Source organism: Pelagerythrobacter sp., from assembly GCF_041912895.1.
In the GTDB taxonomy this organism is placed as follows: domain Bacteria; phylum Pseudomonadota; class Alphaproteobacteria; order Sphingomonadales; family Sphingomonadaceae; genus Pelagerythrobacter.
Map to the genome: position 1 here is coordinate 365,581 of NZ_JAYSGI010000002.1, position 20,672 is coordinate 386,252.

The window sequence follows — 20,672 nt, forward strand, 5'->3', positions numbered from 1 at the left end:
ATGTTGAAAATCGACAATCTCCACGCCGAAATCGACGGCAAGAAAATCCTCGACGGGCTCACGCTCGAAGTGAACGCGGGCGAGGTGCACGCGATCATGGGCCCCAACGGCGCGGGCAAGTCCACGCTCGCCTACGTGCTCGGCGGACGGCCGGGCTACGAGGTGACCGCGGGCTCGGTGGAGTTCATTGGGCCAAAGGGACAAAAACTCAACTTGTTGTCGCTCGAACCCCACGAGCGCGCCGCCGCCGGGCTGTTCCTCGGTTTCCAGTACCCGGTCGAAATTCCCGGCGTCTCGAACGTCCAGTTCCTGCGCGAAGCCCTGAACGCGCAGCGCAAGGCGCGCGGGGAGGAGCCGCTCTCGGGCGGCGAGTTCCTCAAGCTGGCGAAGGACAAGGCGGGCCTGCTCAAGCTCGACATGGACATGCTCAAGCGCAACGTGAACGTCGGCTTCTCGGGCGGCGAGAAGAAGCGCGCCGAGATGGTTCAGATGGGCATCCTCGACCCCGCCTTCGCGGTGCTCGACGAAACCGATTCCGGGCTCGACATCGATGCGCTGCGCGTGGTCGGCGAGGGGATCGAAGCGATCATGCGTGCCCCCGGCAAGGGCGTGCTGCTCATCACCCACTACCAGCGCCTGCTCGACTACGTGAAGCCGGACAAGGTGCACATCCTTGCGCGCGGGCGGATCGTCACCACCGGCGGCCCCGAACTCGCCCAGCGGCTCGAGGCCGAGGGGTACGAGGAGGTCGCGGCATGAAGCGGCTCGCGCTCCTTCTCGCATTCGCGGCAGGCGCGGCGCAGGCGCAGACCGTGCCCGCGCCCGTTGCTCCCGCGCCGCAGGACGGCGCGGCCATCGCCGCCAAGCTCAAGACGTGGAAGGGCAGCGTCGCGCGCGCCGACGGCCGCCTCGTCTGCCGCACGCGCACGAGCACCGGCGACCGCCGGCTCGACGCGATCCGCTGCGGCGCGATGCTCACCTGCGCGCGCGATTCGCAGGACGAGCTCGACGCGCTGCTCGCCTCGGCGATGGCTTCTGGCGAACGGGCGCGCGCGTTCGACCGCCTGATGGCTCCGGCCAAGCCGTGCATGGACAAGTACCAGGCCGACGCCGTCGCCCGGCTGACGGCGGAAAGGGGGGCGTCGTGAGCACCGCGACGCTTCCCACCCGCAAGGACGAGGCCTGGCGCTATTCGGCGGTCGAGCGGCTCGACGGCGCGGACCTCGACGCCTGGCGCGAGATCGCGGTGCCCGCCGGCGAGACGTTCCGCGAATGCCTGACGATCGAGGATGGCGACACGACCCACCTCCACCGCCTGCGCGTGACGCTGGGCGAAGGTGCGCGGTGCGAGCTGTTCGCGGTGATCGCCGCCGGGCTGCTCGGGCGGATCGAAGTCGAGGTCACCTCCGCGCGCGGGAGCCACTTCGAATTCGGCGGCGTCACGCTGGGCGGGCGCGACACGGTGCGCGAATTCGTCACCCGCGTGGTCCATGCCGAGCCGGAAGCGACGAGCAACCAGGTCGTCCGCTCGGTCCACTGGGGGCAGGGCACCGGCAACTTCCTCGGCAATATCGACGTGGTGAAGGACGCGCAGAAGACCGACGCGGCGCAGAGCTTCAAGGGCCTGTTGCTGGAAAAGGGCGCGAGCGTGAACGCCGTGCCCCAGCTCGAGATCTACGCCGACGACGTGAAGTGCGCGCACGGCGCCAGCGTGGGCCAGATGGACGAGGCGGCGCGCTTCTACATGGCCGCGCGCGGCCTCTCGCCCGAAGCCTCGCGGCGGCTGCTCGTCCAGGCCTTCATCGGCGATGCCTTCGTGGCATTGGGCGACGAGGCGACGCGCGAGCAGCTGATGGGCGTGGCGCTAGCCAAGCTGGACAAGCACCTGTGAGCGTTGATGACCAGATCCTCCCCGGAACGGGGAGGGGGACCGCCGCCGAAGGTGGTGGTGGAGGGGCAGGTGCAGCTGTTCACGACCTCGATCGTTCGGAGCCGGGCGAGGTGCCCCTCCACCCCTCGACTGCGTCGAGCGGTCCCCCTCCCCGTGCCGGGGAGGATGCGAGGAGCGACTTCCCCGGCCTCGTCACGGCCGATGGCGAACCATGGCATTACCTCGACACCGCCGCCACCGCGCAGAAGCCGCAGGCGGTGATCGACGCCGTGTCGCGCGCGATCGGGGCCGACTACGCCACCGTGCATCGCGGGGTGTACACCCGCTCCGCCGAGATGACGCTCGGCTACGAGGCGGCACGCCGCCGGGTTGCGGCGTTTGTTGGCGGGCGCGAGGAGGAGCTGGTCTTCACCCGCGGCGCGACCGAGGCGATCAACCTCGTCGCCTACGGCTACCCGAAAAAGGGCCGCGTGCTGCTCTCCACGCTGGAGCATCATTCGAACATCGTGCCATGGCAACTGGCCGGATGGCAGGTCGACGTCTGCCCGCTGACCCATGACGGCAGGATCGACCTCGACGCGGCCGAGGCGATGCTGACGCGCGAACACACGATGGTCGCCTTCGCGCACGTTTCGAACGTGCTCGGTTCGGTGCTGGATGCACACCGCGCCGCCGAACTGGCGCATTCGGTCGGCGCGAAGCTTCTGCTCGACGGGTGCCAGGCGGTGCCGCGCCTGCCGGTCGACGTGAACAAGATCGGCTGCGATTTCTACGCCTTCAGCGCGCACAAGCTCTACGGCCCGACCGGGATCGGCGCGCTGTGGGGCCGGGCCGAACTGCTCGATGCGATGCCGCCGTGGCAGGGCGGCGGCTCGATGATCGAGAAGGTGACGTTCGAGAACACTACCTACGCCCCGCCGCCGCAGCGGTTCGAGGCGGGCACCCCGGCGATCGTCGAGGCGATCGGCTTCGCCGCCGCGTGCGAATATGTCGAGCGGTTCGGGCTGGCGGCGATCCACGCGCACGAATGCGCGCTCGTCGGCCATCTGCGCGAGGCGTTGCACGGCATGAACGACGTCACGCTGTTCGGCCCGGCCGACAGCGCGGGAATCGTCAGTTTCGCGATCGACGGGGTTCACCCGCACGATCTTGGCACCATATTGGACGAGGAACACGTCGCCATCCGCGCCGGGCATCACTGCGCGCAGCCGCTGATGGCACACCTCGGCGTTCCCGCCACCGCGCGGGCGAGCTTCGGCCTCTATTCAGGCGAAAGCGACGTCGCGGCGCTGCTACGCGGGATCGACCGCACCAGGAGGATCTTCGGATGACCGAAGCGAGCGAAACGAAGAAACGCGACTACGTCGCCGCGCCGACGCCCTACGAGGCGGTCGAGAAGCCGCCGCGCGCCAGAGTGGACGATGCGGTGGAAGAGGCTCCGCGCGAGACGATGGCGCGCAAGCGCGACTATCTCGAAGGCTTCCTGCAGAAGAAGCCCGAGAACGTGCCCGCAGGCGAGCCGGGCGGCGAGATCTACGAGGCGGTCGTCGCCGCGCTGAAGGAAATCTACGATCCCGAAATTCCGGTGAATATCTACGATCTCGGGCTGATCTACGGGGTCGAAGTCGATGGCGAAGGCGGCGTGGTCGTAACCATGACGCTCACCACTCCGCACTGCCCCGTCGCCGAGACGATGCCGGGCGAGGTCGAACTGCGCGCCGCCAGCGTGCCCGGTGTGCGCGATGCCGAGGTCAACCTCGTGTGGGACCCGCCGTGGGGGCCCGAGAAGATGACCGATGAAGCACGCCTCGAACTGGGAATGCTGTAGGCGATGCCGAGATCGGCCATCTCGCGGGCTGCGAACGGCACCGCCCTGCGCTTCCGGTGCTCACGGACCGGAAGTCCGCTGCGCTCCGGTTCTCGTGCGGCACCATTCTCGCTCCACGATATGACCAATCTCGGCATCGCCTAGGAAACGTCCATGACCGAAACGATAACCCGTCCCGCCCCCAAGGCCGCCGTCACGCTCACGGCCACCGCCGAGCAGCGCGTCGCCGACCTGATGGCGAACGCGCCCGACGGCGCGATCGGGGTGAAGCTTTCCACCCCGCGCCGGGGATGCTCGGGCCTCGCCTACTCGGTCGACTACGTCAGCGAGGAACAGGGATTCGACGAGAAGATCGCGACCCCGGGCGGCACGTTCTACATCGACGGCGCCAGCGTGCTCTACCTCGTGGGCAGCACGATGGACTGGGTGGAGGACGATTTCACTGCCGGTTTCGTATTCACCAACCCCAACGCCAAGGGCGCATGCGGCTGCGGCGAAAGCTTTATGGTGTAAGTGCGTCTCGGCGACACCGTTGCCGCTCGAATTCGACTGATCAGTCTGCCGCGAGAGCTTCGCGCAGCGCGCTTTCCGGGCTTTCACCACTCGCCAGCTTTCGCCCGAGCAGGCTCTCGGCCGCGTCGGACATCAGCTGGCCCCATTCATCCGAATTGTCGCCGGCGCGGGTCGCGCGTTCGATGGCGATCAGCGTCTCGGCTTCCGACGGGATGATCGCGACCGGCATGCGCCCGCCACTCGCGAACAGGATGCGGCGCATCAGGCGGCATTCTGCGCCGGTGACGTGGCGGGCCGCGTCGTCGCTGCCCACCCGGGTCGGGCCCGTATCCCGCAACACCGCGGCCTCGATCTGCTGCAGCGCGTAGAGCCGCAAGCTGCCCGGCACCGCGCGGCCGCGTTCGATCACGCGCACGAGCAGTTCGAGTTCGGCCATCGTCACCGGCTGCCCGCCGCTGTCGATCGCGCCGATCAGCCAGCGCGCCTCGCTCTCGTCGCAGGCGTCGACAGGCTCGCCGTGATTGAGCACGAATTCGCACAGCGCATCGACGAAGAAATCGGTCCATTCGCCGCTCGGCTGCACCAGCGCGCGGTTGAGCGCGAACAGCGTCTCGGCCTCGTGGCGGTCGATCGTGCCGTCGCGCCAGCCGAGTTGCTGCATGGCCAGCAAGGTGGGCGGCGAAACGTCACCCGCGGCGGCGGCGGAGCGCGCGAGATCGGCGAACTGAATGCTCATCGGATTGGCCCTTTCGCAAGGTGGGCTGATTTTCCGCCGCGAATGGTTAAGAGGGGGTTACGCCCGCGCTCGGCCTGCCGCCCGTCAGCGCCGCAATGCCGCAACGCAGGCCGCGCGGTCGACGTCGATCCCGTCGGAGGCGCGCCGCGCGTCGACATAGGTCGCGGTCGGCTCCGCCCCCTGCCGCAGCGGGTAGAGATAGACGTCGAGCACGCAGGCCTCGCCGGAGAACTGCAGCTTGCGCGCGTCGCCCTCCCACACGTTGAGCCGCGCGGTGCCGAACGTGCGCTCCAGATCCTCCAGATCGGACCCGATGACTCCTTCGAGCCCCGGCATGTTCATCACCTGCGGTGCCCGAAAAGCCCCGGTCGTGGGCGGCGGTGCGGGGCGCGTCGGCGGCGGCGCGGTGATGGTGCCGGGAGCCTGCGTTCCGCTCGCGGGCGGGCGCGATTGCGGAATGGTGGAGGCGCAGGCGCCGAGCAGGGGGATGAGGGCGAAGGCGAGAAGTCTATTCTGCAACGGATGCTTCCTTGCGGCGATGGACGAGATGGACCGCCGCCGCCGCGCCGAGCACGGGGGCGAGCAGGTTGACGAAGGGCACCGCGAGCAGCCCGGCGATGGTGCCGCCGAGCAGGAACCGCGTCGGCCCCGATAGTGGCGGCCCGGAGATCGACGGATCGTCGCCCGCCGCGTGCCGGTGGCGCGCCCAGGCAAGCTCCTGCAACTCGCGCCCGAGCAGCCAGGCGTTGACCGCCCACAGCAGCACCGCCGGGCCGATCGCGGTGAACAGCAGCGGTATGGCGAGGATCAGCGCCACCGCGTTGACGAGCAGCGCGCGCACGGTCGAGCGGGCGCCGGTCGCCAGCTCCTCGCGCCACGGCACGTCGCGGGCGGTGGCGAGCGCTTGCGGATAGTGCTTCGCCTCGACCGCGCGGACCACCTCGTCGGCGAAGAGCTGCAGCACCGCCAGCGCCACGATGCGGAACAGCAGCCAGCCGCCGACCACCGTCAGCAACAGGCCCGCGAGCGCGCCAGCGCTGCCGCCGCCGGCAAGCTCCCACCGGTCGAACAGCGCGTCGACGCCGAAGCCCGCCGCGACGCCGACCGCGATGAACACCGCCAGCGTCAGCACGATCGACTTGGCCAGCACGCGCAACACTGCCGGATCGGTCAACTGGCCGGCGGCACGGCCGAGGGCGGCGGGGAGCGAGAGCATCGCCTGCCCGAATGGGGCGGCACGATGGCGCAAGTCAACACAATCCCTCGGCGCAAGGCCTTGGCGGGTGGTGTGCGAGCGGCTAGGCGCGCGCCAACCGTTTTGCTTCGCGAGGATTTTCGAGTGCCCGAACCCCGTTACGACGTAATCGCCATCGGCAACGCCATCGTCGATGTGATGGCCCCGTGCGAGGATGCGCGGATCGCGGAACTGGGGCTCGCCAAGGGCGGGATGACGCTGGTCGATACCGCGCGGGCCGAGGAACTCTATGCCGCGATGGGCTCGGCGCGGGAGATTTCGGGTGGATCGGCGGCGAACACGCTGGCGGGGCTTTCGGCGCTGGGCGCGAAGTGCGCCTTCATCGGGCAGGTTGCGGACGACCAGCTCGGCGAAGTGTTCGCGCACGACATCCGCGCGGTCGGGATCGATTTCGAAACGCCCGTCCGCGCCGATGATCCGCCCACCGCGCGCTGCCTGATCTTCGTCACCCCCGATGCGCAGCGCACGATGAACACCTTCCTTGGCGCGAGCCAGTTCCTGCCGCCCGAAACGCTCGACGCCGAAGCGGTCGCGGCGGCGAAGATCCTTTACCTCGAAGGCTATCTGTGGGACCCGGAAGAGCCGCGCGCGGCGATGCGCCGGGCGATCGAGGCGGCGCGCGCGGCGGGCCGCAAGGTCGCCTTCACACTCAGCGAGGTGTTCGTGATCGACCGCCACGGCGACGATTTCCGGGCGCTGATCGAGGACGGGCTGATCGACATCCTGTTCGCCAACCACCACGAGCTGGAGGCGCTGACCGGCACGAACGATTTCGAGGCCGGGATCGCGGCGCTGGACGGCAAGGTGCCCACGCTCGTCGTCACCCGCAGCGCGGAGGGCGCGGTGGCGGTGCACGGAGGCGAGCGCGCCGAGGTGCCCGCCGAGCCGATCGACAAGGTCGTCGACACCACCGGCGCGGGCGACCTGTTCGCCGCGGGCTTCCTCTACGGCTACGTCCGCGACGAACCGCTCGAGACCTGCCTGCGCCGCGGCGCGATCGCTGCGTGCGAGATCATCTCGCACTACGGCGCGCGGCCCGAGGCGGACTTGCGCAAGGTGATGGACGCGAAGCTGGGGTGAGGGCTGGAGTGTGGCGCTGAAGCTTTCCTGCCACTGTGGCGCGGTCCGCCTCGAGCTCGCGCGTCGGCCCGATTTCGTCCACGAGTGCAATTGCTCGCTGTGCAGCAAGACCGGTGCGCGCTGGGCCTATCCCGACCCCGGCGAAGTTTCGGTGGCGGGCGAAACGCACGGCTATCGCCGCACCGACCGGCCCGATCCGGGTGCCGAAATCCGCTTCTGCCCGGCCTGCGGCGTGACGACCCATTTCGTGCTGACCGAAAGCACCGTCGCGCGCTTCGGCAACACGATGATGGGCGTGAACACCCGGCTGGCCGACGAAGCCGACCTCGCGGGCGTCGAATTACGCTACCCCGATGGCCGCGCGTGGTCGGGCGAGGGGGAGTTTGGGTTCGTGCGGGAGGCGCGAGTTTTTGAGTGATATTGGAAGAAGCTCCAGTTCAACTGGATCAATGGCGGAATGAAATGGGACGTGGAACGCCTGCCATTGGTTTTTGTCGGACAGCCAGCGGAATCAGGTCAGCAACGAAACACTTGCCTCGCTAATCTGCGGCACTCTCGCCGGTGCTGCCTTCGGAGAGTGGCGCCCTGGGGTCATTGGCGAACATGCTCTCCTGTCGCCATTGCGGCCTGGTATCGGCGTTGCCAAGGCGAAGCGCGAGGCGACGGAAAACATCAGAAAACTTGGCCAAGACATCCCAGTCGATCGGTTGCATCAAATCGTCAGTCGGGAGATGCACGACCCTGGCCATCAGGTCGTCCCAAACCGCTCGCCCGACATTGTCACCCGCCATGTCCGTGAAGCCATTGTAGAGAAATACTCCGGGGATACCCCGGGGCATGAACGAGTACTGATCCGATCGTGTGAAGATGCTTTCCTCGGGAAATGGATCGGGAGCCACGGTCAGGCTGAGTTCCGCGGTGGCGGCGGTAAGATGATCGATTATATCGGATTGCTCCGCACCAAAGGCGATCACATCTCTGAAATCGTAGAAGGGAAAGGCGCCGTCCAGATTGACGTTGGCGACGATCTTTCCGCCTGCTTCGGCCATATGTGCAGCAAAATAGTCAGAACCGAGAATGCCCTTCTCCTCGGCTCCAACAGCCAGAAAAAGAATGGAGCGTCTGGGGCGACTTTCAGACGAGGCTAGAAGCGTTGCAACATCGAGCAGCATTGCCGTACCGACCGCATTGTCGAGGGCGCCGTTGTAGATTGCGTCACCGTCGTAAGCGCGCCCGATACCGACATGGTCGAAATGCGCGGTGAGGACAATTATCTCCTCGCGCAACTCAGGATCGCTGCCCTCCAGGAAACCGGCGACATTTGCGGATGTCAGCGTATCGTCATGAGTGGAGCGCCGGGAGACCGATATTCGTGCTTTTAGCGGAAAGCCATCGGGCGAACGGACCTGTGCTTGTTCCACCAAGTCGCCAAAATGCGACGAAGTCCCGGCCAGTGCGGCTTCGACGGCTGCTCCGTGCAGGAACCCGGTTACGCGGATCAACGGATTGACAGTGGCCGGCCGGCCTTCCTCATCAAGCCAGACCATGTCCCGCCGACCGATCTGGTCGTTCATCAATGCAAATGGATACCGTTGTTCCAGCGCAGGCGTCCAAAGATACATTACGCCGGTCGCACCTCGCCGGGCTGCCTGAGACTGTTGTTCGCGCGCCGAGGCGAGATGGGCGGCATCCGTAGCGGGCAGAAACGCTGGCGGCCCTCCGAGCAGGACGACGATGCGCCCATCGACATCCAGCCCCTCGTAGTCGTTCAGTCCTTGGCGATCGGATACTATGCCGTACCCAGCGAAAACCATCTCCGCGTCGACCTGCTGATCGGCTTCGACAGGATGGCCGAATAGCGCAACATCGTCACCGTTCTCGAAGCGATCTTTCCTCTGGCCGCTAAATCGGATCGAAGCGGAACCGGGCTCAAGTTGCGTCATTCGCATGCCGAACTTCTGCAGGTAGGTTCCGTCATCGCCCGCCGGCTGGAGACCGATCATTCTATAGCGCGCGACGAGGTAGTGCTGTGCCAGCCTGTCCGCCCGCGTCCCTGCTTCGCGGCCTTCGAGCAGGTCGTCGGCCAAAAAGCGTACGTCTGCCTCGATCGTTTCAGCATCAGCCTTGATCAGGGTGCTGTCTTTAGATTGTGCGGTCTGAGATTGAGCGGCTGCAACCGTTCCAAGGCTGGCAAAAGCTCCTGCCAGCAGCCCAACGATTTTACCTAAACTGCCGATGTGGTTCCAAAATCCCACGAAGCGACCTTTCCCAGACTTCGTCGAATAATGTCCATCGTGCAAAGGAAGTGTCAATGCAGCAATGTCCGCAATACGGGGCGTTAGCTGCCGGTTGGTTCATCTGACGACGGCGGGACGATCGGCGGCGGCGGAAGTTGGGCTCAGTCGCCCTTGCGTTCCCGCTCCACCTCGCGCCAGCCGATATCGCGGCGGCAGAAGCCGCTCGGGAAGTCGATCGCCTCGACCGCCTTGTAGGCCGCCGCCTGTGCTTCGGTCACGTTCGCACCACAAGCGGTGACGTTGAGCACGCGTCCGCCGTTGGCCACCAGCGTTGCGCCGTCCAGTTTCGTGCCGGCGTGGAAGACCTTCGCTCCGTTCGCCTCCGCATCCCCCAGCGCGATTGCGCCGCCTTTCTCGGGCGTGCCGGGATAGCCGTTCGCGGCCATTACCACGGTCAGCGCGGTCTGCGGCGAGCGCCTGACCGGGTCGCAGGTGCCGAGGCGGTTTTTGGCGCAGGCGAGCATCAGGTCGCCGAGGTCGCTTTCCAGCCGCATCATCAGCACCTGACATTCGGGATCGCCGAAGCGGGCGTTGTATTCGATCAGCTTCGGCCCCGTCTCGGTCAGCATCAGCCCGGCGAACAGCACGCCCGAATAGGGCGTGCCCTCGTCCGCCAGCGTGCGCACGGTGGGGGCGATGATCCTTTCCAGTACCTCGCCGTGGAGCGTGGGGGTGAGCACTTTCGCCGGGCTGTAGGCGCCCATGCCGCCGGTGTTGGGGCCGGTGTCGCCGTCGCCCACGCGCTTGTGATCCTGCGCGGTGCCGAAGGAGAGGATCGTCGCCCCGTCGGTGAGCGCGAAGAAGCTCGCTTCCTCGCCCTCCATGAATTCCTCGATCACCACTTCGGCGCCCGCCGCGCCGAAGCGGCCATCGAACATGTCGGCGAGGGCTTCCTCGGCCTCAGCGCGGGTCGGGGCGATCACCACGCCCTTGCCCGCCGCGAGCCCGTCGGCCTTGAGCACGTAAGGCGCGGCGAAGCGATCGAGCGCGGCCTTAGCCTCGTCGAGCGAGCGAGTGCGTACATATCCGGCGGTGGGAATGCCCGCGCGCTCGCACAGGTCCTTGGTGAAGCCCTTGCTGCCCTCCAGCTGCGCGGCGGCCTTCGAGGGGCCGAACACCGCGATGCCCTCCGCCCGTAGCGAATCGGCGAGCCCGTCGACCAGCGGCGCTTCCGGCCCCACCACGACGAGGCCGATGCGATGCTCCTCGCAGAAGGCGATCACCGCGGCGTGGTCGGCGGCATCGAGTGTCACACACTCGGCATGTTCGGCGATGCCGGGGTTGCCCGGCGCGGCGTAGAACCTATCCTCGGTTCGCGACAGCAGGCGGGATTGCGCCAGCTTCCACGCCAGCGCATGTTCGCGCCCGCCCGAGCCCAGCAGAAGGATGTTCATGGCCGCTCCAGATTTCGACGATTCCGGGAATGGCGGGCTGGTAGCGCGCCAGCGCCGGGGGGACAACGCCGAGCCGCTGTCGATCACCGAGGTTTCCAACCTCCTGAAGCGCACGGTGGAGGACCGCTTCGGCTTCGTGCGGCTGCGCGGCGAGCTGTCGGGGGTCAAGCGCGCCGCGTCGGGCCATCTCTACTGCGCGCTGAAGGACGAGCGCGCGGTGATCGACGGGGTGATGTGGCGCGGCACCGCGCAGCAGCTGAACTTCGTGCCCGAGGACGGGATCGAGGTGATCGCGAGCGGCAAGCTGACGACCTATCCGGGCCGCTCGAAATACCAGATCGTGATCGACAGCCTCGAGATCGCGGGCGAGGGCGCGCTGCTCGCGCTGCTGGAGAAAACGTGCGCGCGGCTCGCGGCGGAGGGGCTGTTCGCGCCCGAGCGCAAGCGCGCGCTGCCGTTCCTGCCGCGCACGATCGGCGTGGTGACCAGCCCGACCGGCGCGGTGATCCGCGACATCCTCCACCGGCTGGCCGACCGCTTCCCCAGCCACGTCGTCGTCTGGCCAGTGCTGGTGCAGGGGCAGGGCGCGGCGGAACAGGTCGCCGCGGCGGTGCGCGGTTTCGGGGCGCTCGATCCGGCGGGGCCGGTGCCACGGCCCGACCTGCTGATCGTCGCGCGGGGGGGCGGTTCGATCGAGGACTTGTGGAGCTTCAACGAGGAGATCGTCGTCCGCGCGCTCGCCGAATCGCCGATCCCCACGATCAGCGCGGTGGGGCACGAGACCGACACCACGCTCGCCGACCATGCCGCCGACATGCGCGCGCCGACACCCACCGCCGCCGCCGAGATCGCGGTGCCGGTGCGCGGCGAGCTTGCCGCGACGCTCGGCGATTTCGGCGCGAGGAAGCGCCGCGCGATCCTGCGCCCGGTGCAGCTTGGGCGCGAGCGGCTGGAGGCGCGGGCGCAGCGGCTGCCGAGGCCCGAGGCGTTGCTCCAGCCGCAGGCGCAGAAGCTCGACGAACTGGCGGAACGGTTGCGGCGCGGGTTGAAGGACCGCGCGGCCCATGCGCGCGAGCGGCTGCAGGCGGACGTCGCGCGACTGTCGCCCGCGACGCTGCGCCACCGGATCGACCGCGCGCGTGACCGGCTCGGCGCGGTGCGGATGACCCCGCTGCTCGCCACCGCGCGGCTCGGGCGCGAGCGCGAGCGGTTCGCGGGGCTGGAGCGGCTGCTCGCATCGTTGAACCCCAAGGCTCCGCTCGCGCGCGGGTTCGTGCTGGTGAAGGATGGGGACGGCGCGCTGGTGCGCACCCGCGCCGCCGCCGCCGCCTTGCCCGCGCTGGAGATCGAGTTCGCCGACGGCGCACTGCCCGTCGCTCCCACCGGTTCAGCGCCGGTCAAAGCGCCGCCCCGCAAGGCAGCGAAACGTCCCGCCGCGCAGCATGCGCGACAGGACGATTTGTTCGGCACCGATTGACTTGCTAGGGCGACGATCATGTTGATGAATTCCGGTAGCGGCGGCGAGGCGAAGCTCGCCTATGGCCCCAACGGCTTTCGCGTCCTGCGCGCGGGCCAGTACGTGTTCTGCGCGGTGAGCGGCGAGGCTGTCCCGCTGGAGGAACTGCGTTACTGGAGCGTCGATCTGCAGGAGCCTTACGCCAGCGCCGAGATCGCCACCCGCCGTCTCGCCTCCGGCGCATGATCCGCAGCCTCTCGATCGCCGCGCCGCTGCTGGCGCTCGCGGGCTGTATCCCGCCGTCCACCGAGCAGGCCGAGGTCGTCCAGCCGATCCCTGCGCCGACGCCTTCTCCGGCCCCGATGCCCGCCCCTAGCCCGACCCCTCCACCCGGCCCCACCACCTTCACCTTTGCGGGCGAAACTACGCAAGGCGGGTGGATTCGCGGGCAGGCCCCGGCGGGAACGGTGTCCGCGAAGCTCGGCGAGCAGGAACTGACGCTCGACGGCGAAGGCCGCTTTTTCGCCGCGTTCGACCGCGATGCCGGCCCGCGCGCCACGCTGAGCGCCCGGCTGCGCGATGGCCGCACGATCGAAAGCCCGATCGCGGTATCTCCGCGCGACTGGAACATCGAACGCGTGAACGTCGCGCGCGGCACCGGCGGGCCGAGCGAGGCGTTCATGCGCATTCGCCGCCCCGAACTCGCGCGGATCGTCGCGGCGCGCGCGGTCGAATCGGACAGCGCGGGTTGGTCGCAGGATTTCCTCTGGCCCGCCACCGGGCGCATCTCGGGCCGCTTCGGATCGCAGCGCATCTATCGCGGCGAGCCGGGTAGCTACCACTCGGGACTCGACATCGCGACCGGCGAGAGCGGCACGCCCTTCGTATCTCCGACCGACGGTGTGGTCGTGCTCGCGACCGATGCGCCGTTCAGCCTCGAAGGCAACCTGCTGATCATCGATCACGGGCAGGGGCTCAACAGCGCCTTCCTGCACCTCTCGCGCATCGCGGTGCGCGAAGGCGAGACAGTGCGCCGGGGCCAGCAGCTCGGCAATATCGGCGCGACCGGACGCGCGACCGGGCCGCACCTGCACTGGAGCCTCAAGTGGCACGACGCGCGGCTCGATCCGCTGCTGTTCCTCGGCCCGATGCCCTGAGCGCGATGTCCTGAGCGCGATCAGCCTCCGCCGCATCGCCATCGTGATCGTCGCGCTGCTCGCCGCGCCGGGCACTTGGCTGCGCACGCCGGTGAGCGACGATTTCCGCCCGATCCTGGCCATCACGCCGGTCGCGGTGGAGCAGCGGCGCACGGGCGATTTCACGCTTGAGGGGGTGTGGGAACTGGCGAGCGGCAACGCGCATTTCGGCGGCTATTCGGCGCTGCTCGCGCTGCCCGACGGGCGGCTGCTGGCGGCGAGCGACCGCGGCCGCTACTTGCGCTTCGCTCCGCCGGGCGCCGCGCCGCGACCACCCGAGTTCGGCGCGATCGGCGGCGGAGTCGAGCTGACGAAATACCTCGTCGACGTCGAGGCGATGACGGGCGATCCGGCGCGCGAGCGGATCTGGCTGGCCTATGAAGGCAGCAACACGATTGCGCGCTACGGCCCGGCGCTGACCGAGGGCGAAACGGTGGCTCCAAGTGCGATGCGCGGCTGGTCGAGCAACAGCGGCCCCGAATCGCTCGCCCGGATGGCGGACGGACGGTTCCTCGTGCTCGAGGAAGGCCGCCCCGGTTCGCGGCCCGATCACCGCGCACTGCTGTTTCCCGGCGACCCGGTTGCGGGCGCGGAGCCGGCCCAATTCCGCTATTTGCCGCCCGAAGGCTTCCGCCCGGTCGACGCCGCGCCGCTGCCCGACGGGCGCGTGCTGATTCTGCACCGCAAGGTGGCGCTCGACTTGCCCTCCCCGTTCACAAGCGCGATCGCACTGGCCGATCCGCGCACGATCCGCGCAGGCGGCGAATGGCATGGAGAGGTGATCGGCACGATCGCAGAGCAGCTGCCGCGCGACAATTTCGAAGGGATAGCGGTCGCGCCCGGGGCGGATGGCGGGCTGACCGTATGGCTCATCAGCGACGACAACAACTCGGCATTCCAGCGCACGTTGCTTTACGAGCTGAGGCTCGATCTGCCTGGGTCATAAAGACAAAAGGCGCGCGGATCGCTCCGCACGCCTGTTCGTGTGTCGTCTCGGCGAGGCTCAGGCGGCGGCGAGCGCCTTCTTGAGCTCGCGCTTCACCTTGCGCGCGCCCATGCTGAGCTTCTCGTCGCTGGTCTTCATCAGCCAGTTGTCGAGCCCGCCGTTGTGCTCCACCGAGCGCAGCCCGTGGGTCGAGACGCGGAACTTGAAGCTGCGGTCCAGCTTCTCGCTCATCAGCGTGACGTGCTGCAGGTTCGGCAGGAACACGCGCTTGGTCTTGTTGTTGGCGTGGCTCACGTTGTGGCCGACCTGGCGGCCCTTGCCGGTCAGTTCGCAAATGCGCGACATGGGAAATCTCTCGTTCTTGGCTGTCGGGGGAACAGGGGCATGCCCGTCCCGGAAAGCGGCGCGCTTAGCCGGGCATGTGCGAATCGTCAAGCGCGTTGCGGCGCGCGGACCGAAGCGGTAGCGCGTGAGCGATGACCCGCTGGCCGATCCCCGACCCGATGCGCCGCGCGCTGGAACTGGCGCGCGAGGCCGCCGAGGATGGCGAGGTGCCTATCGGCGCGGTCGTCACGCGGTACGGCAAGGTGATCGGCGAAGGGCGCAACGCGCCGCGTGCGGCTCACGATCCGACCGCCCATGCCGAGATCGCCGCGATTCGCGCTGCCGCCGCCACGCTCGGCGACGAGCGGCTGACCGGCTGCGACCTCCACGTCACGCTGGAGCCATGCGCGATGTGCGCCGGGGCGATCGTCCATGCGCGGATCGCCCGCCTCTATTACGCCGCGCCCGATCCGAAGGGCGGCGCGGTCGCCCACGGCGCGCGGGTGTTCGACCACCCGCAATGCCTCCACCGGCCCGAAGTCTACGCCGGGCTGGGCGAGGGCGAGGCGGCGGATCTGCTACGCGGCTTCTTCCGCGAGAGGCGCTAGCTAGAGGCCGCGCCAGACCTTCACCGAAGCGGAATCTCTCGCGCCGAAGCGACGGGCGTCGCATTCCGCGGGGCGGAAATCCTTGCCGTAGCAGAGCCGCAATTCCTCCAGCCAGCCGCGCCGGTTCAGGTGAATACCGATCGCGTCGGCGCGCCAGTCGCGGTTGGCCATGAGGAAGCGCTCGCGGATTATGCCCGCGGTCAATTCGTCCTGCCGGGAGAGGCGGTCCATGTCGGGAAAGGTAAGCGAATCCCACAGGATGCGGGTGACGCGCAGGTACGTTTCGGGCTTTCGCACCATGCACGCGCCGTGCTTGGCCCATTGCCGCGCCTGCAATGCGGTCGAGGGCGAGAGGCACAGGTTGCCCCGCGCCTGTGCGGGAGAAACGCGCCGCGCGGTGGGGCACCATTGCGGCCAAGTGCCGCGCCCCTCGGGCCACAGGCCATGGACGACGAACCCGAAGCGCCCGCGATCGCCCGAACACTGCATGTTCTGGCTAACCTGCCCCTCGCGCGCCTTGCAGAACTCGGGCGACCACGACAGCGCGAGCGTATAGCCGGTGACGGGCACTTGCCGCACCGGCCCCTCGCGCGGAATATTCGGCACAGTGACGGTGCGTGGCACGCGGCACTGGTAGGATTGCGCGAGAGCGGGAGCCGCCGCGCCGATCAGCGCGAGGGCTGATCCGGCAACTGAGGCTGCGCGCAGACTATTGCGGATCGGTCGGCGCCCCGGGGTCCTTTCCCTTGCTGGCGAACCAGGCCTTGGCGTCGGGGCGGAACAGGAACCAGATCGCCGCGGCCTGCATCACGATCGCGACGAGCGAGAGCACGATCGAGACCGCCACTCCGGTGGCGAAAAGATCGGGCAGGCCGGTGAGGCCGAGCAGGATCAGCAGGATCAGGATCCATTTGACGAATTCGAGCCGCAGCCGTGAGACGAGGAACCACAGCGCCAGATTGATGACGATGCCGAATACGAAACCGCCGATCAGCCCGGCGCCGCCCATATCGGCGTCCAGCCCCGACTGGGCGAACTGCGCATCGATCTGCGCCTTGAGCGAACCGTAGGTCAGCAGGAAATTCACTACGCCCAGCGCGAGCGCGCCGAGCCAGAACATGTCGAACTTGCGAATGGAATCGGGCCGCATGGTCATCCCCCTGATCGTTGCCGGGGCACGATGCCGCAAAGCTAGAGCGGGGTAAAGTCGAGACCGATATCGGCGGCGGGCGCGCTCTGGGTCAGGCGGCCGACCGAGACGTAGTCGACGCCGGTGGCGGCCTTCGCGGCGATGGTTTCAAGCGTGATCCCGCCGCTCGCCTCGGTCGGCACGCGCCCGGCCACCAGCGCCACCGCCTCGCGCAGCGTCGGCGGGTCCATGTTGTCGAGCAGCAGCCGCGTGGCCCCGGCGACGAGCGCGGGTTCGATCTGGTCGATCCGGTCGACCTCGCAGACGATCTCGGCCACTCCCGCGGCGGCCGCGCGGCGCACCGCCTCGCCCACGCCGCCCGCGACGGCGACGTGGTTGTCCTTGATCATCGCCGCGTCCCACAGCCCCATGCGGTGATTCGCCGCGCCGCCTTGCCGCGTGGCGTATTTCTCGAGGGCCCGCAGGCCGGGCAGCGTCTTGCGCGTGTCGAGCAGAGTGCAGTCGGGGTTCGCCCCATCTGTTCGCATCGCATCGACGTAAGCACGGGTCAGCGTGGCGATGCCCGACAGGTGCTGCACGGTGTTGAGCGCGCTGCGCTCCGCCGTCAGCATCGCCCGGGCGCTGCCCGACAGGCGCATCACATCGGTCCCGGCGGGCACCCGCGCGCCTTCTTCGGCGAGGATTTCGATTGCGATCGCCGGATCGAGCGCGCGGAAGAACGCCGCCGCCACCGGCAGCCCCGCCACCACGATCGCATCGCGCGTGTCCATCACCCCTTCGAACCTCGCCTCCGCCGGGATCACGCTCTCCGAGGTAACGTCGCGCCCGCCCCCGGGCAGCCCCTCGCCGAGATCCTCGGCCAGCGTATCGCGCACGAAACGGTCGAGATCGAAGCCGGGGAGGGTGAAGGGTGTCATGGGGTAGCTGTGAGGCTTTTTCGGTCGTGCCTCAAGCGCCGGCGCATGTTTTCCGCGCGGAGTCTTTTGTTTGCGCCTCAAGCGCCGGTGGCCGCATCCGCGGCCTTGGCTATCCTCGGGCCTGACGGCCCTGCGGGCGCGCGTTCGCGCTTGCGGTCGGCTGGCGCCGACCGAGCCTTTCCAAGCCGTAGCCGTCACGCGGTGACCCGGTTCGCGACCAGCGAACCGCAAGGGCGACCGCCCGCCCGCAGGCGCCCCGTAGCGTAGCGGAGGGAACAGCGCCGAGGACGAACGCGCGGATGCGCGTTCGCAACGAATCAATGCACGAACCGCGCCACCACGTCGCGGTAACTCCGGCTCACCTTCACCTCAGCGCCGCTGTCCAGCACCAGGAAGCATTCGCCGTTCGTGTGCGGACGGACCTGGCGGACCTGGTCGAGGTTGACGATGGTCGAACGGTGGACGCGCTGGAACTTGCGCGGATCGAGCCGGCGTTCGAGATCCTTCATCGTCTCGCGCAGGATCAGCGAATTGTCGCCGGTGTAGATGCACATGTAGTCGCCCGCCGCTTCGATATGCTCGATCGAGCCGACCTCGACGCGGAAGATCTGTCCGCGGTCCTTGATGTTGATGAGCTTCTCGAACCGGTCGCTCGATTCGCTTTCGCTGTCGGTGAATTCCTCGGCGGCGTCGGGCGCGACTTCGCTCAGCACGTTGAGCAGCTTCTCCGCTTCGTCGGCCGAGCGCTTTTCGGCGATGCGCTGGCGCACCCGCTCGACCGTGTCGGCGAGCTTCACCGGATCGACCGGCTTCATCAGGTAGTTCACCGCATTGGCTTCGAACGCGCGGATCGCGTGTTCCTGGAAGGCGGTGACGAACACGAACAGCGGCGGTTCGATCTCCATCACCCCCTTGACCACCGAGAACCCGTCGAAGCCCGGCATCTGGATGTCGAGGAAGACGAGATCGGGCTTCTCGGTCTTGATCTTGCGGATCGCCTCGCGCCCGTTGGCGCACGTGTCGATCACCTCGATGTCCTCGAACGGCTCGAGGCGGACCTGGAGCCCCTGGATGGCGAGCTTTTCGTCGTCGACGATGATGGTGCGGATGGTCATGTCTGGGTTCCGATTGGCCGCCTCTCGGGCACGGCGGCGGGAGGGGGATTTGCAGGATCGTGCGAAATACGCTGGGGGGGCGGTGCCGGTTCCTCGGCTTCGGCCTGTTCGTGCGGGATTTCGATGATCACGGTGAACCCGCCTTCGGGCGGGGTGCGGATTTCGAACAGATGGTCGTCGCCATAGGCCTGGGCAAGCCGGTTCCTGATATTGGCGAGGCCGACCCCGGTCGAAACCGTCTGCCCGTCGCCGGTGATTGCGGCCGGGAGGCTGGGGCGAATCGGGCCGCGTTGCAAGCCTGGCCCGGTGTCGGAAACGGTGACGCGCAGACGGTTTCCGACGAGCCGAGCCGCGAGGCTGATCCGCGCGCCTTCCTCCTGCGCGGAGACGGCGTACTTGATCGCGTTCTCGACCAGCGGCTGGAGCAGCATCGAGGGCAGGCTGGCCAGCGCTGCGGAAGGCTCGATCGCGAAATCGGTGCGCAGCCGCTCCTCGAACCGCATGCGCTCGATCCCGAGATAGAGCTGCAGCGTCTCGATCTCCTCGGCCAGCGTCACCTTGCCGCCCGGCTGGCTGATGAGGGTGTGGCGCAGGAACGAGGAGAGGCGCGTGAGCATCGCGTTCGCCGGCTCGGTCTGTTTCAGCAGCACCAGCGTGCTGATCGAATTCAGGGTGTTGAACAGAAAATGCGGGTTGAGCTGGTAACGCAGCATGGCGAGCTGCGCGCTGGTCGCCTGCGCTTCCAGCCGCTCGAGCCGGTCGGCCTGCTCCTCGACCTGGAGGAAGTAGTTGATCGCGTAATAGAGCGCCGACCATGCGCCCAGCAGCGTGAGCGGGAAGATGAAGATGCCGAGCAGCAGGGTGACGATGCCGCCCTCGCTCGCGGGCCAGTAGAGCGTGAAGACCCAGGCGTCGACGAAGGCGTAGATCCCCACCGCGATCGCGAGCACGGCGGCGGTGGTGCCCCAGGTCACCAGCGGGCGGCGATGGATCAGCTTGCGGTAGATGACCGAGAGGATCAGGCTGATCGAGAAGCCGGCGACCATCTCGATCAGGATCGGCACGACGAAATCGAGCGGCTGGCCGTTCGCGAGCGAGGAAATCGCGCGCAGCAGCATCGCCCCGCCCCACCCGGCGAACTGCAGGTTCCAGAAGGCGCGGTTCTTGTTGGCGAAGAACGGCGTAGGGCGGAAGGGCAGCATGGCCATGGCTCAACGCTCTAGCCGAAGATGGGGGCCCAGTCAGATTATTTGGCGCCAGATTATTTGGCGTCAGATTGTTTGGTGCCGGATTATTTGGTTCGTGCCGCGTTTCGGGTTAGGATCGGTTGCAAGGAGAGATGCAAATGGACGTGACCGAACAGACGCTCCACGGTGCCGAGGAACGCGCGAAGTTCCGCGAGATGAAGCAGGGCACGGCGGAGGACTGGGCGATCATCGGCGGCGAATACCGCGCGTTCGCCAAAGGGCTGCCCGACCGCGTGCTCGACCATCTGAAGCTGCTCGACGGCGATTTCGGCGGTTTTCCGGTCTGCCGGCTCGAACACTCGCTGCAGACCGCCACCCGCGCGCACCGCGACGGGCGCGACGAGCAATATGTTGTCATGGCGCTGCTGCACGACATCGGCGATACGCTCGGCAGCTACAACCACCCCGACGTCGCCGCCTCGATCATCAAGCCGTTCGTGCGCGAGGAATTGCACTGGACCTGCCAGCACCACGGGCATTTCCAGGGCTATTACTATTTCCACTTCCTCGGCATGGACAAGGACGCGCGCGAGGCGTTCCGCGGGCACGAGCATTTCGAGACGTGCCGCGAGTTCTGCGAGAAATACGATCAGGCGGCGTTCGATCCCGACTACGAGAGCGAGCCGCTCGCATTCTTCGAGCCGATGGTGCGCCGGGTGATGGAGCGTCCGCTCGCGAGCCTGTACAAGCTGGAAGAGCAGGCCGAAGCCGCCGAATAA

The 20,672-nt window shown here is 67.9% G+C and carries 25 protein-coding genes; 14 read left to right on the forward strand and 11 right to left on the reverse strand.

Features of this window, described 5'->3' with window-relative positions:
• From sufC to ACE3QC_RS08835, 6 genes are all read left to right on the forward strand, one after another.
• Window positions 1-759 carry a Fe-S cluster assembly ATPase SufC gene (sufC, locus tag ACE3QC_RS08810; protein WP_374407335.1) on the forward strand — a complete coding sequence of 253 codons (759 nt, stop codon included), beginning with the start codon at window positions 1-3 and terminating at the stop codon, window positions 757-759.
• Window positions 756-1,148, forward strand: a complete 393-nt coding sequence (locus tag ACE3QC_RS08815; RefSeq protein WP_374407337.1) for a hypothetical protein — start codon at window positions 756-758, stop codon at window positions 1,146-1,148. The genes sufC and ACE3QC_RS08815 overlap by 4 nt, the downstream gene beginning before the upstream one ends.
• Window positions 1,145-1,891: a SufD family Fe-S cluster assembly protein gene (locus tag ACE3QC_RS08820; RefSeq protein ID WP_374407339.1), complete on the forward strand. Its 747-nt coding sequence runs from the start codon at window positions 1,145-1,147 to the stop codon at window positions 1,889-1,891. The genes ACE3QC_RS08815 and ACE3QC_RS08820 overlap by 4 nt, the downstream gene beginning before the upstream one ends.
• A gap of 110 nt (window positions 1,892-2,001) precedes the next feature.
• Entirely contained in the window at window positions 2,002-3,222 is a 1,221-nt protein-coding gene (locus ACE3QC_RS08825; protein WP_374407341.1) for an aminotransferase class V-fold PLP-dependent enzyme, read from the forward strand.
• Complete coding sequence (locus ACE3QC_RS08830; protein WP_374407343.1) at window positions 3,219-3,719, forward strand: SUF system Fe-S cluster assembly protein; 501 nt, start codon at window positions 3,219-3,221, stop codon at window positions 3,717-3,719. Before ACE3QC_RS08825 ends, ACE3QC_RS08830 begins: the two co-directional genes overlap by 4 nt.
• Before the next feature lie 153 nt (window positions 3,720-3,872).
• Window positions 3,873-4,232: a HesB/IscA family protein gene (locus ACE3QC_RS08835; RefSeq protein WP_374407345.1), complete on the forward strand. Its 360-nt coding sequence runs from the start codon at window positions 3,873-3,875 to the stop codon at window positions 4,230-4,232.
• 40 nt (window positions 4,233-4,272) lie between these two features.
• Here ACE3QC_RS08835 and ACE3QC_RS08840 read toward each other — a convergent pair whose 3' ends face one another.
• The 3 genes from ACE3QC_RS08840 to ACE3QC_RS08850 all read right to left on the reverse strand — a co-directional run bounded on the left by ACE3QC_RS08840 (window position 4,273) and on the right by ACE3QC_RS08850 (window position 6,217).
• The gene (locus tag ACE3QC_RS08840) at window positions 4,273-4,968 is read right to left on the reverse strand and encodes a hypothetical protein (RefSeq protein WP_374407346.1); all 696 of its coding nucleotides are present in this window, start codon (window positions 4,966-4,968) and stop codon (window positions 4,273-4,275) included.
• Between the two features lie 84 nt (window positions 4,969-5,052).
• Window positions 5,053-5,487 (reverse strand): hypothetical protein, encoded by a 435-nt coding sequence (locus ACE3QC_RS08845; protein ID WP_374407347.1) that lies wholly within the window; start codon window positions 5,485-5,487, stop codon window positions 5,053-5,055.
• Window positions 5,477-6,217 carry an EI24 domain-containing protein gene (locus tag ACE3QC_RS08850; RefSeq protein WP_374407348.1) on the reverse strand — a complete coding sequence of 247 codons (741 nt, stop codon included), beginning with the start codon at window positions 6,215-6,217 and terminating at the stop codon, window positions 5,477-5,479. Before ACE3QC_RS08850 ends, ACE3QC_RS08845 begins: the two co-directional genes overlap by 11 nt.
• A gap of 90 nt (window positions 6,218-6,307) precedes the next feature.
• On the opposite strand from ACE3QC_RS08850, the gene ACE3QC_RS08855 reads away from it, so the two are divergent.
• Both ACE3QC_RS08855 and ACE3QC_RS08860 read left to right on the forward strand, forming a co-directional pair.
• Window positions 6,308-7,303, forward strand: a complete 996-nt coding sequence (locus ACE3QC_RS08855) for an adenosine kinase (protein WP_374407349.1) — start codon at window positions 6,308-6,310, stop codon at window positions 7,301-7,303.
• A gap of 10 nt (window positions 7,304-7,313) precedes the next feature.
• The gene (locus ACE3QC_RS08860) at window positions 7,314-7,721 is read left to right on the forward strand and encodes a GFA family protein (protein WP_374407350.1); all 408 of its coding nucleotides are present in this window, start codon (window positions 7,314-7,316) and stop codon (window positions 7,719-7,721) included.
• 121 nt (window positions 7,722-7,842) lie between these two features.
• Here the strand turns inward: ACE3QC_RS08860 and ACE3QC_RS08865 are convergent, their stop codons facing one another.
• Both ACE3QC_RS08865 and purD read right to left on the reverse strand, forming a co-directional pair.
• Window positions 7,843-9,558, reverse strand: a complete 1,716-nt coding sequence (locus ACE3QC_RS08865; protein ID WP_374407352.1) for a M28 family metallopeptidase — start codon at window positions 9,556-9,558, stop codon at window positions 7,843-7,845.
• 143 nt (window positions 9,559-9,701) lie between these two features.
• Entirely contained in the window at window positions 9,702-10,994 is a 1,293-nt protein-coding gene (gene purD, locus ACE3QC_RS08870; RefSeq protein WP_374407354.1) for a phosphoribosylamine--glycine ligase, read from the reverse strand.
• On the opposite strand from purD, the gene xseA reads away from it, so the two are divergent.
• The 4 genes from xseA to ACE3QC_RS08890 are packed head-to-tail and all read left to right on the forward strand — an operon-like array spanning window position 10,993 to window position 14,592.
• A complete protein-coding gene (gene xseA / locus ACE3QC_RS08875) occupies window positions 10,993-12,471 on the forward strand; it encodes an exodeoxyribonuclease VII large subunit (protein ID WP_374407356.1) in 1,479 nt (492 codons plus the stop codon). The genes purD and xseA overlap by 2 nt on opposite strands.
• Before the next feature lie 18 nt (window positions 12,472-12,489).
• Window positions 12,490-12,696: a DUF2093 domain-containing protein gene (locus ACE3QC_RS08880; RefSeq protein ID WP_374407358.1), complete on the forward strand. Its 207-nt coding sequence runs from the start codon at window positions 12,490-12,492 to the stop codon at window positions 12,694-12,696.
• On the forward strand, window positions 12,693-13,607 hold the full coding sequence (locus tag ACE3QC_RS08885; protein WP_374407360.1) for a M23 family metallopeptidase: 915 nt from the start codon (window positions 12,693-12,695) through the stop codon (window positions 13,605-13,607). The genes ACE3QC_RS08880 and ACE3QC_RS08885 overlap by 4 nt, the downstream gene beginning before the upstream one ends.
• Before the next feature lie 43 nt (window positions 13,608-13,650).
• Complete coding sequence (locus ACE3QC_RS08890) at window positions 13,651-14,592, forward strand: esterase-like activity of phytase family protein (protein ID WP_374407362.1); 942 nt, start codon at window positions 13,651-13,653, stop codon at window positions 14,590-14,592.
• Between the two features lie 57 nt (window positions 14,593-14,649).
• Here ACE3QC_RS08890 and rpmB read toward each other — a convergent pair whose 3' ends face one another.
• Window positions 14,650-14,937, reverse strand: coding sequence for a 50S ribosomal protein L28 (rpmB, locus tag ACE3QC_RS08895; protein WP_374407364.1), 288 nt, complete (start codon window positions 14,935-14,937; stop codon window positions 14,650-14,652).
• 131 nt (window positions 14,938-15,068) lie between these two features.
• Between rpmB and ACE3QC_RS08900 the strand changes: the two genes are divergently transcribed.
• Window positions 15,069-15,524 carry a nucleoside deaminase gene (locus ACE3QC_RS08900; RefSeq protein ID WP_374407366.1) on the forward strand — a complete coding sequence of 152 codons (456 nt, stop codon included), beginning with the start codon at window positions 15,069-15,071 and terminating at the stop codon, window positions 15,522-15,524.
• Here the strand turns inward: ACE3QC_RS08900 and ACE3QC_RS08905 are convergent, their stop codons facing one another.
• The 5 genes from ACE3QC_RS08905 to ACE3QC_RS08925 form a co-directional block, all read right to left on the reverse strand.
• Window positions 15,525-16,130 (reverse strand): ribonuclease T, encoded by a 606-nt coding sequence (locus ACE3QC_RS08905; protein WP_374407368.1) that lies wholly within the window; start codon window positions 16,128-16,130, stop codon window positions 15,525-15,527.
• Window positions 16,131-16,233: 103 nt separating this feature from the next.
• Entirely contained in the window at window positions 16,234-16,674 is a 441-nt protein-coding gene (locus ACE3QC_RS08910; RefSeq protein ID WP_374407369.1) for a hypothetical protein, read from the reverse strand.
• A 41-nt stretch (window positions 16,675-16,715) separates the two neighbouring features.
• On the reverse strand, window positions 16,716-17,591 hold the full coding sequence (gene nadC / locus ACE3QC_RS08915) for a carboxylating nicotinate-nucleotide diphosphorylase (protein ID WP_374407371.1): 876 nt from the start codon (window positions 17,589-17,591) through the stop codon (window positions 16,716-16,718).
• Window positions 17,592-17,908: 317 nt separating this feature from the next.
• Complete coding sequence (locus ACE3QC_RS08920; RefSeq protein WP_374407373.1) at window positions 17,909-18,706, reverse strand: LytR/AlgR family response regulator transcription factor; 798 nt, start codon at window positions 18,704-18,706, stop codon at window positions 17,909-17,911.
• Complete coding sequence (locus ACE3QC_RS08925) at window positions 18,703-19,914, reverse strand: sensor histidine kinase (protein WP_374407375.1); 1,212 nt, start codon at window positions 19,912-19,914, stop codon at window positions 18,703-18,705. Before ACE3QC_RS08925 ends, ACE3QC_RS08920 begins: the two co-directional genes overlap by 4 nt.
• 137 nt (window positions 19,915-20,051) lie before the next feature.
• Here ACE3QC_RS08925 and ACE3QC_RS08930 point away from each other — a divergent pair, with 137 nt between their 5' ends.
• Window positions 20,052-20,672, forward strand: coding sequence for an HD domain-containing protein (locus ACE3QC_RS08930; protein WP_374407377.1), 621 nt, complete (start codon window positions 20,052-20,054; stop codon window positions 20,670-20,672).

Bases quoted from the DNA above. Each gene is read 5' to 3' on its own strand.
- sufC (WP_374407335.1), top strand. From the start codon at position 1: ATGTTGAAAATCGACAATCTCCACGCCGAAATCGACGGCAAGAAAATC.
- ACE3QC_RS08815 (WP_374407337.1), top strand. From the start codon at position 756: ATGAAGCGGCTCGCGCTCCTTCTCGCATTCGCGGCAGGCGCGGCGCAG.
- ACE3QC_RS08830 (WP_374407343.1), top strand. From the start codon at position 3,219: ATGACCGAAGCGAGCGAAACGAAGAAACGCGACTACGTCGCCGCGCCG.
- ACE3QC_RS08835 (WP_374407345.1), top strand. From the start codon at position 3,873: ATGACCGAAACGATAACCCGTCCCGCCCCCAAGGCCGCCGTCACGCTC.
- ACE3QC_RS08840 (WP_374407346.1), bottom strand. From the start codon at position 4,968: ATGAGCATTCAGTTCGCCGATCTCGCGCGCTCCGCCGCCGCCGCGGGT.
- xseA (WP_374407356.1), top strand. From the start codon at position 10,993: ATGGCCGCTCCAGATTTCGACGATTCCGGGAATGGCGGGCTGGTAGCG.
- purD (WP_374407354.1), bottom strand. From the start codon at position 10,994: ATGAACATCCTTCTGCTGGGCTCGGGCGGGCGCGAACATGCGCTGGCG.
- ACE3QC_RS08880 (WP_374407358.1), top strand. From the start codon at position 12,490: ATGTTGATGAATTCCGGTAGCGGCGGCGAGGCGAAGCTCGCCTATGGC.
- ACE3QC_RS08885 (WP_374407360.1), top strand. From the start codon at position 12,693: ATGATCCGCAGCCTCTCGATCGCCGCGCCGCTGCTGGCGCTCGCGGGC.
- rpmB (WP_374407364.1), bottom strand. From the start codon at position 14,937: ATGTCGCGCATTTGCGAACTGACCGGCAAGGGCCGCCAGGTCGGCCAC.
- ACE3QC_RS08900 (WP_374407366.1), top strand. From the start codon at position 15,069: ATGACCCGCTGGCCGATCCCCGACCCGATGCGCCGCGCGCTGGAACTG.
- ACE3QC_RS08910 (WP_374407369.1), bottom strand. From the start codon at position 16,674: ATGCGGCCCGATTCCATTCGCAAGTTCGACATGTTCTGGCTCGGCGCG.
- nadC (WP_374407371.1), bottom strand. From the start codon at position 17,591: ATGACACCCTTCACCCTCCCCGGCTTCGATCTCGACCGTTTCGTGCGC.
- ACE3QC_RS08920 (WP_374407373.1), bottom strand. From the start codon at position 18,706: ATGACCATCCGCACCATCATCGTCGACGACGAAAAGCTCGCCATCCAG.
- ACE3QC_RS08925 (WP_374407375.1), bottom strand. From the start codon at position 19,914: ATGGCCATGCTGCCCTTCCGCCCTACGCCGTTCTTCGCCAACAAGAAC.
- ACE3QC_RS08930 (WP_374407377.1), top strand. From the start codon at position 20,052: ATGGACGTGACCGAACAGACGCTCCACGGTGCCGAGGAACGCGCGAAG.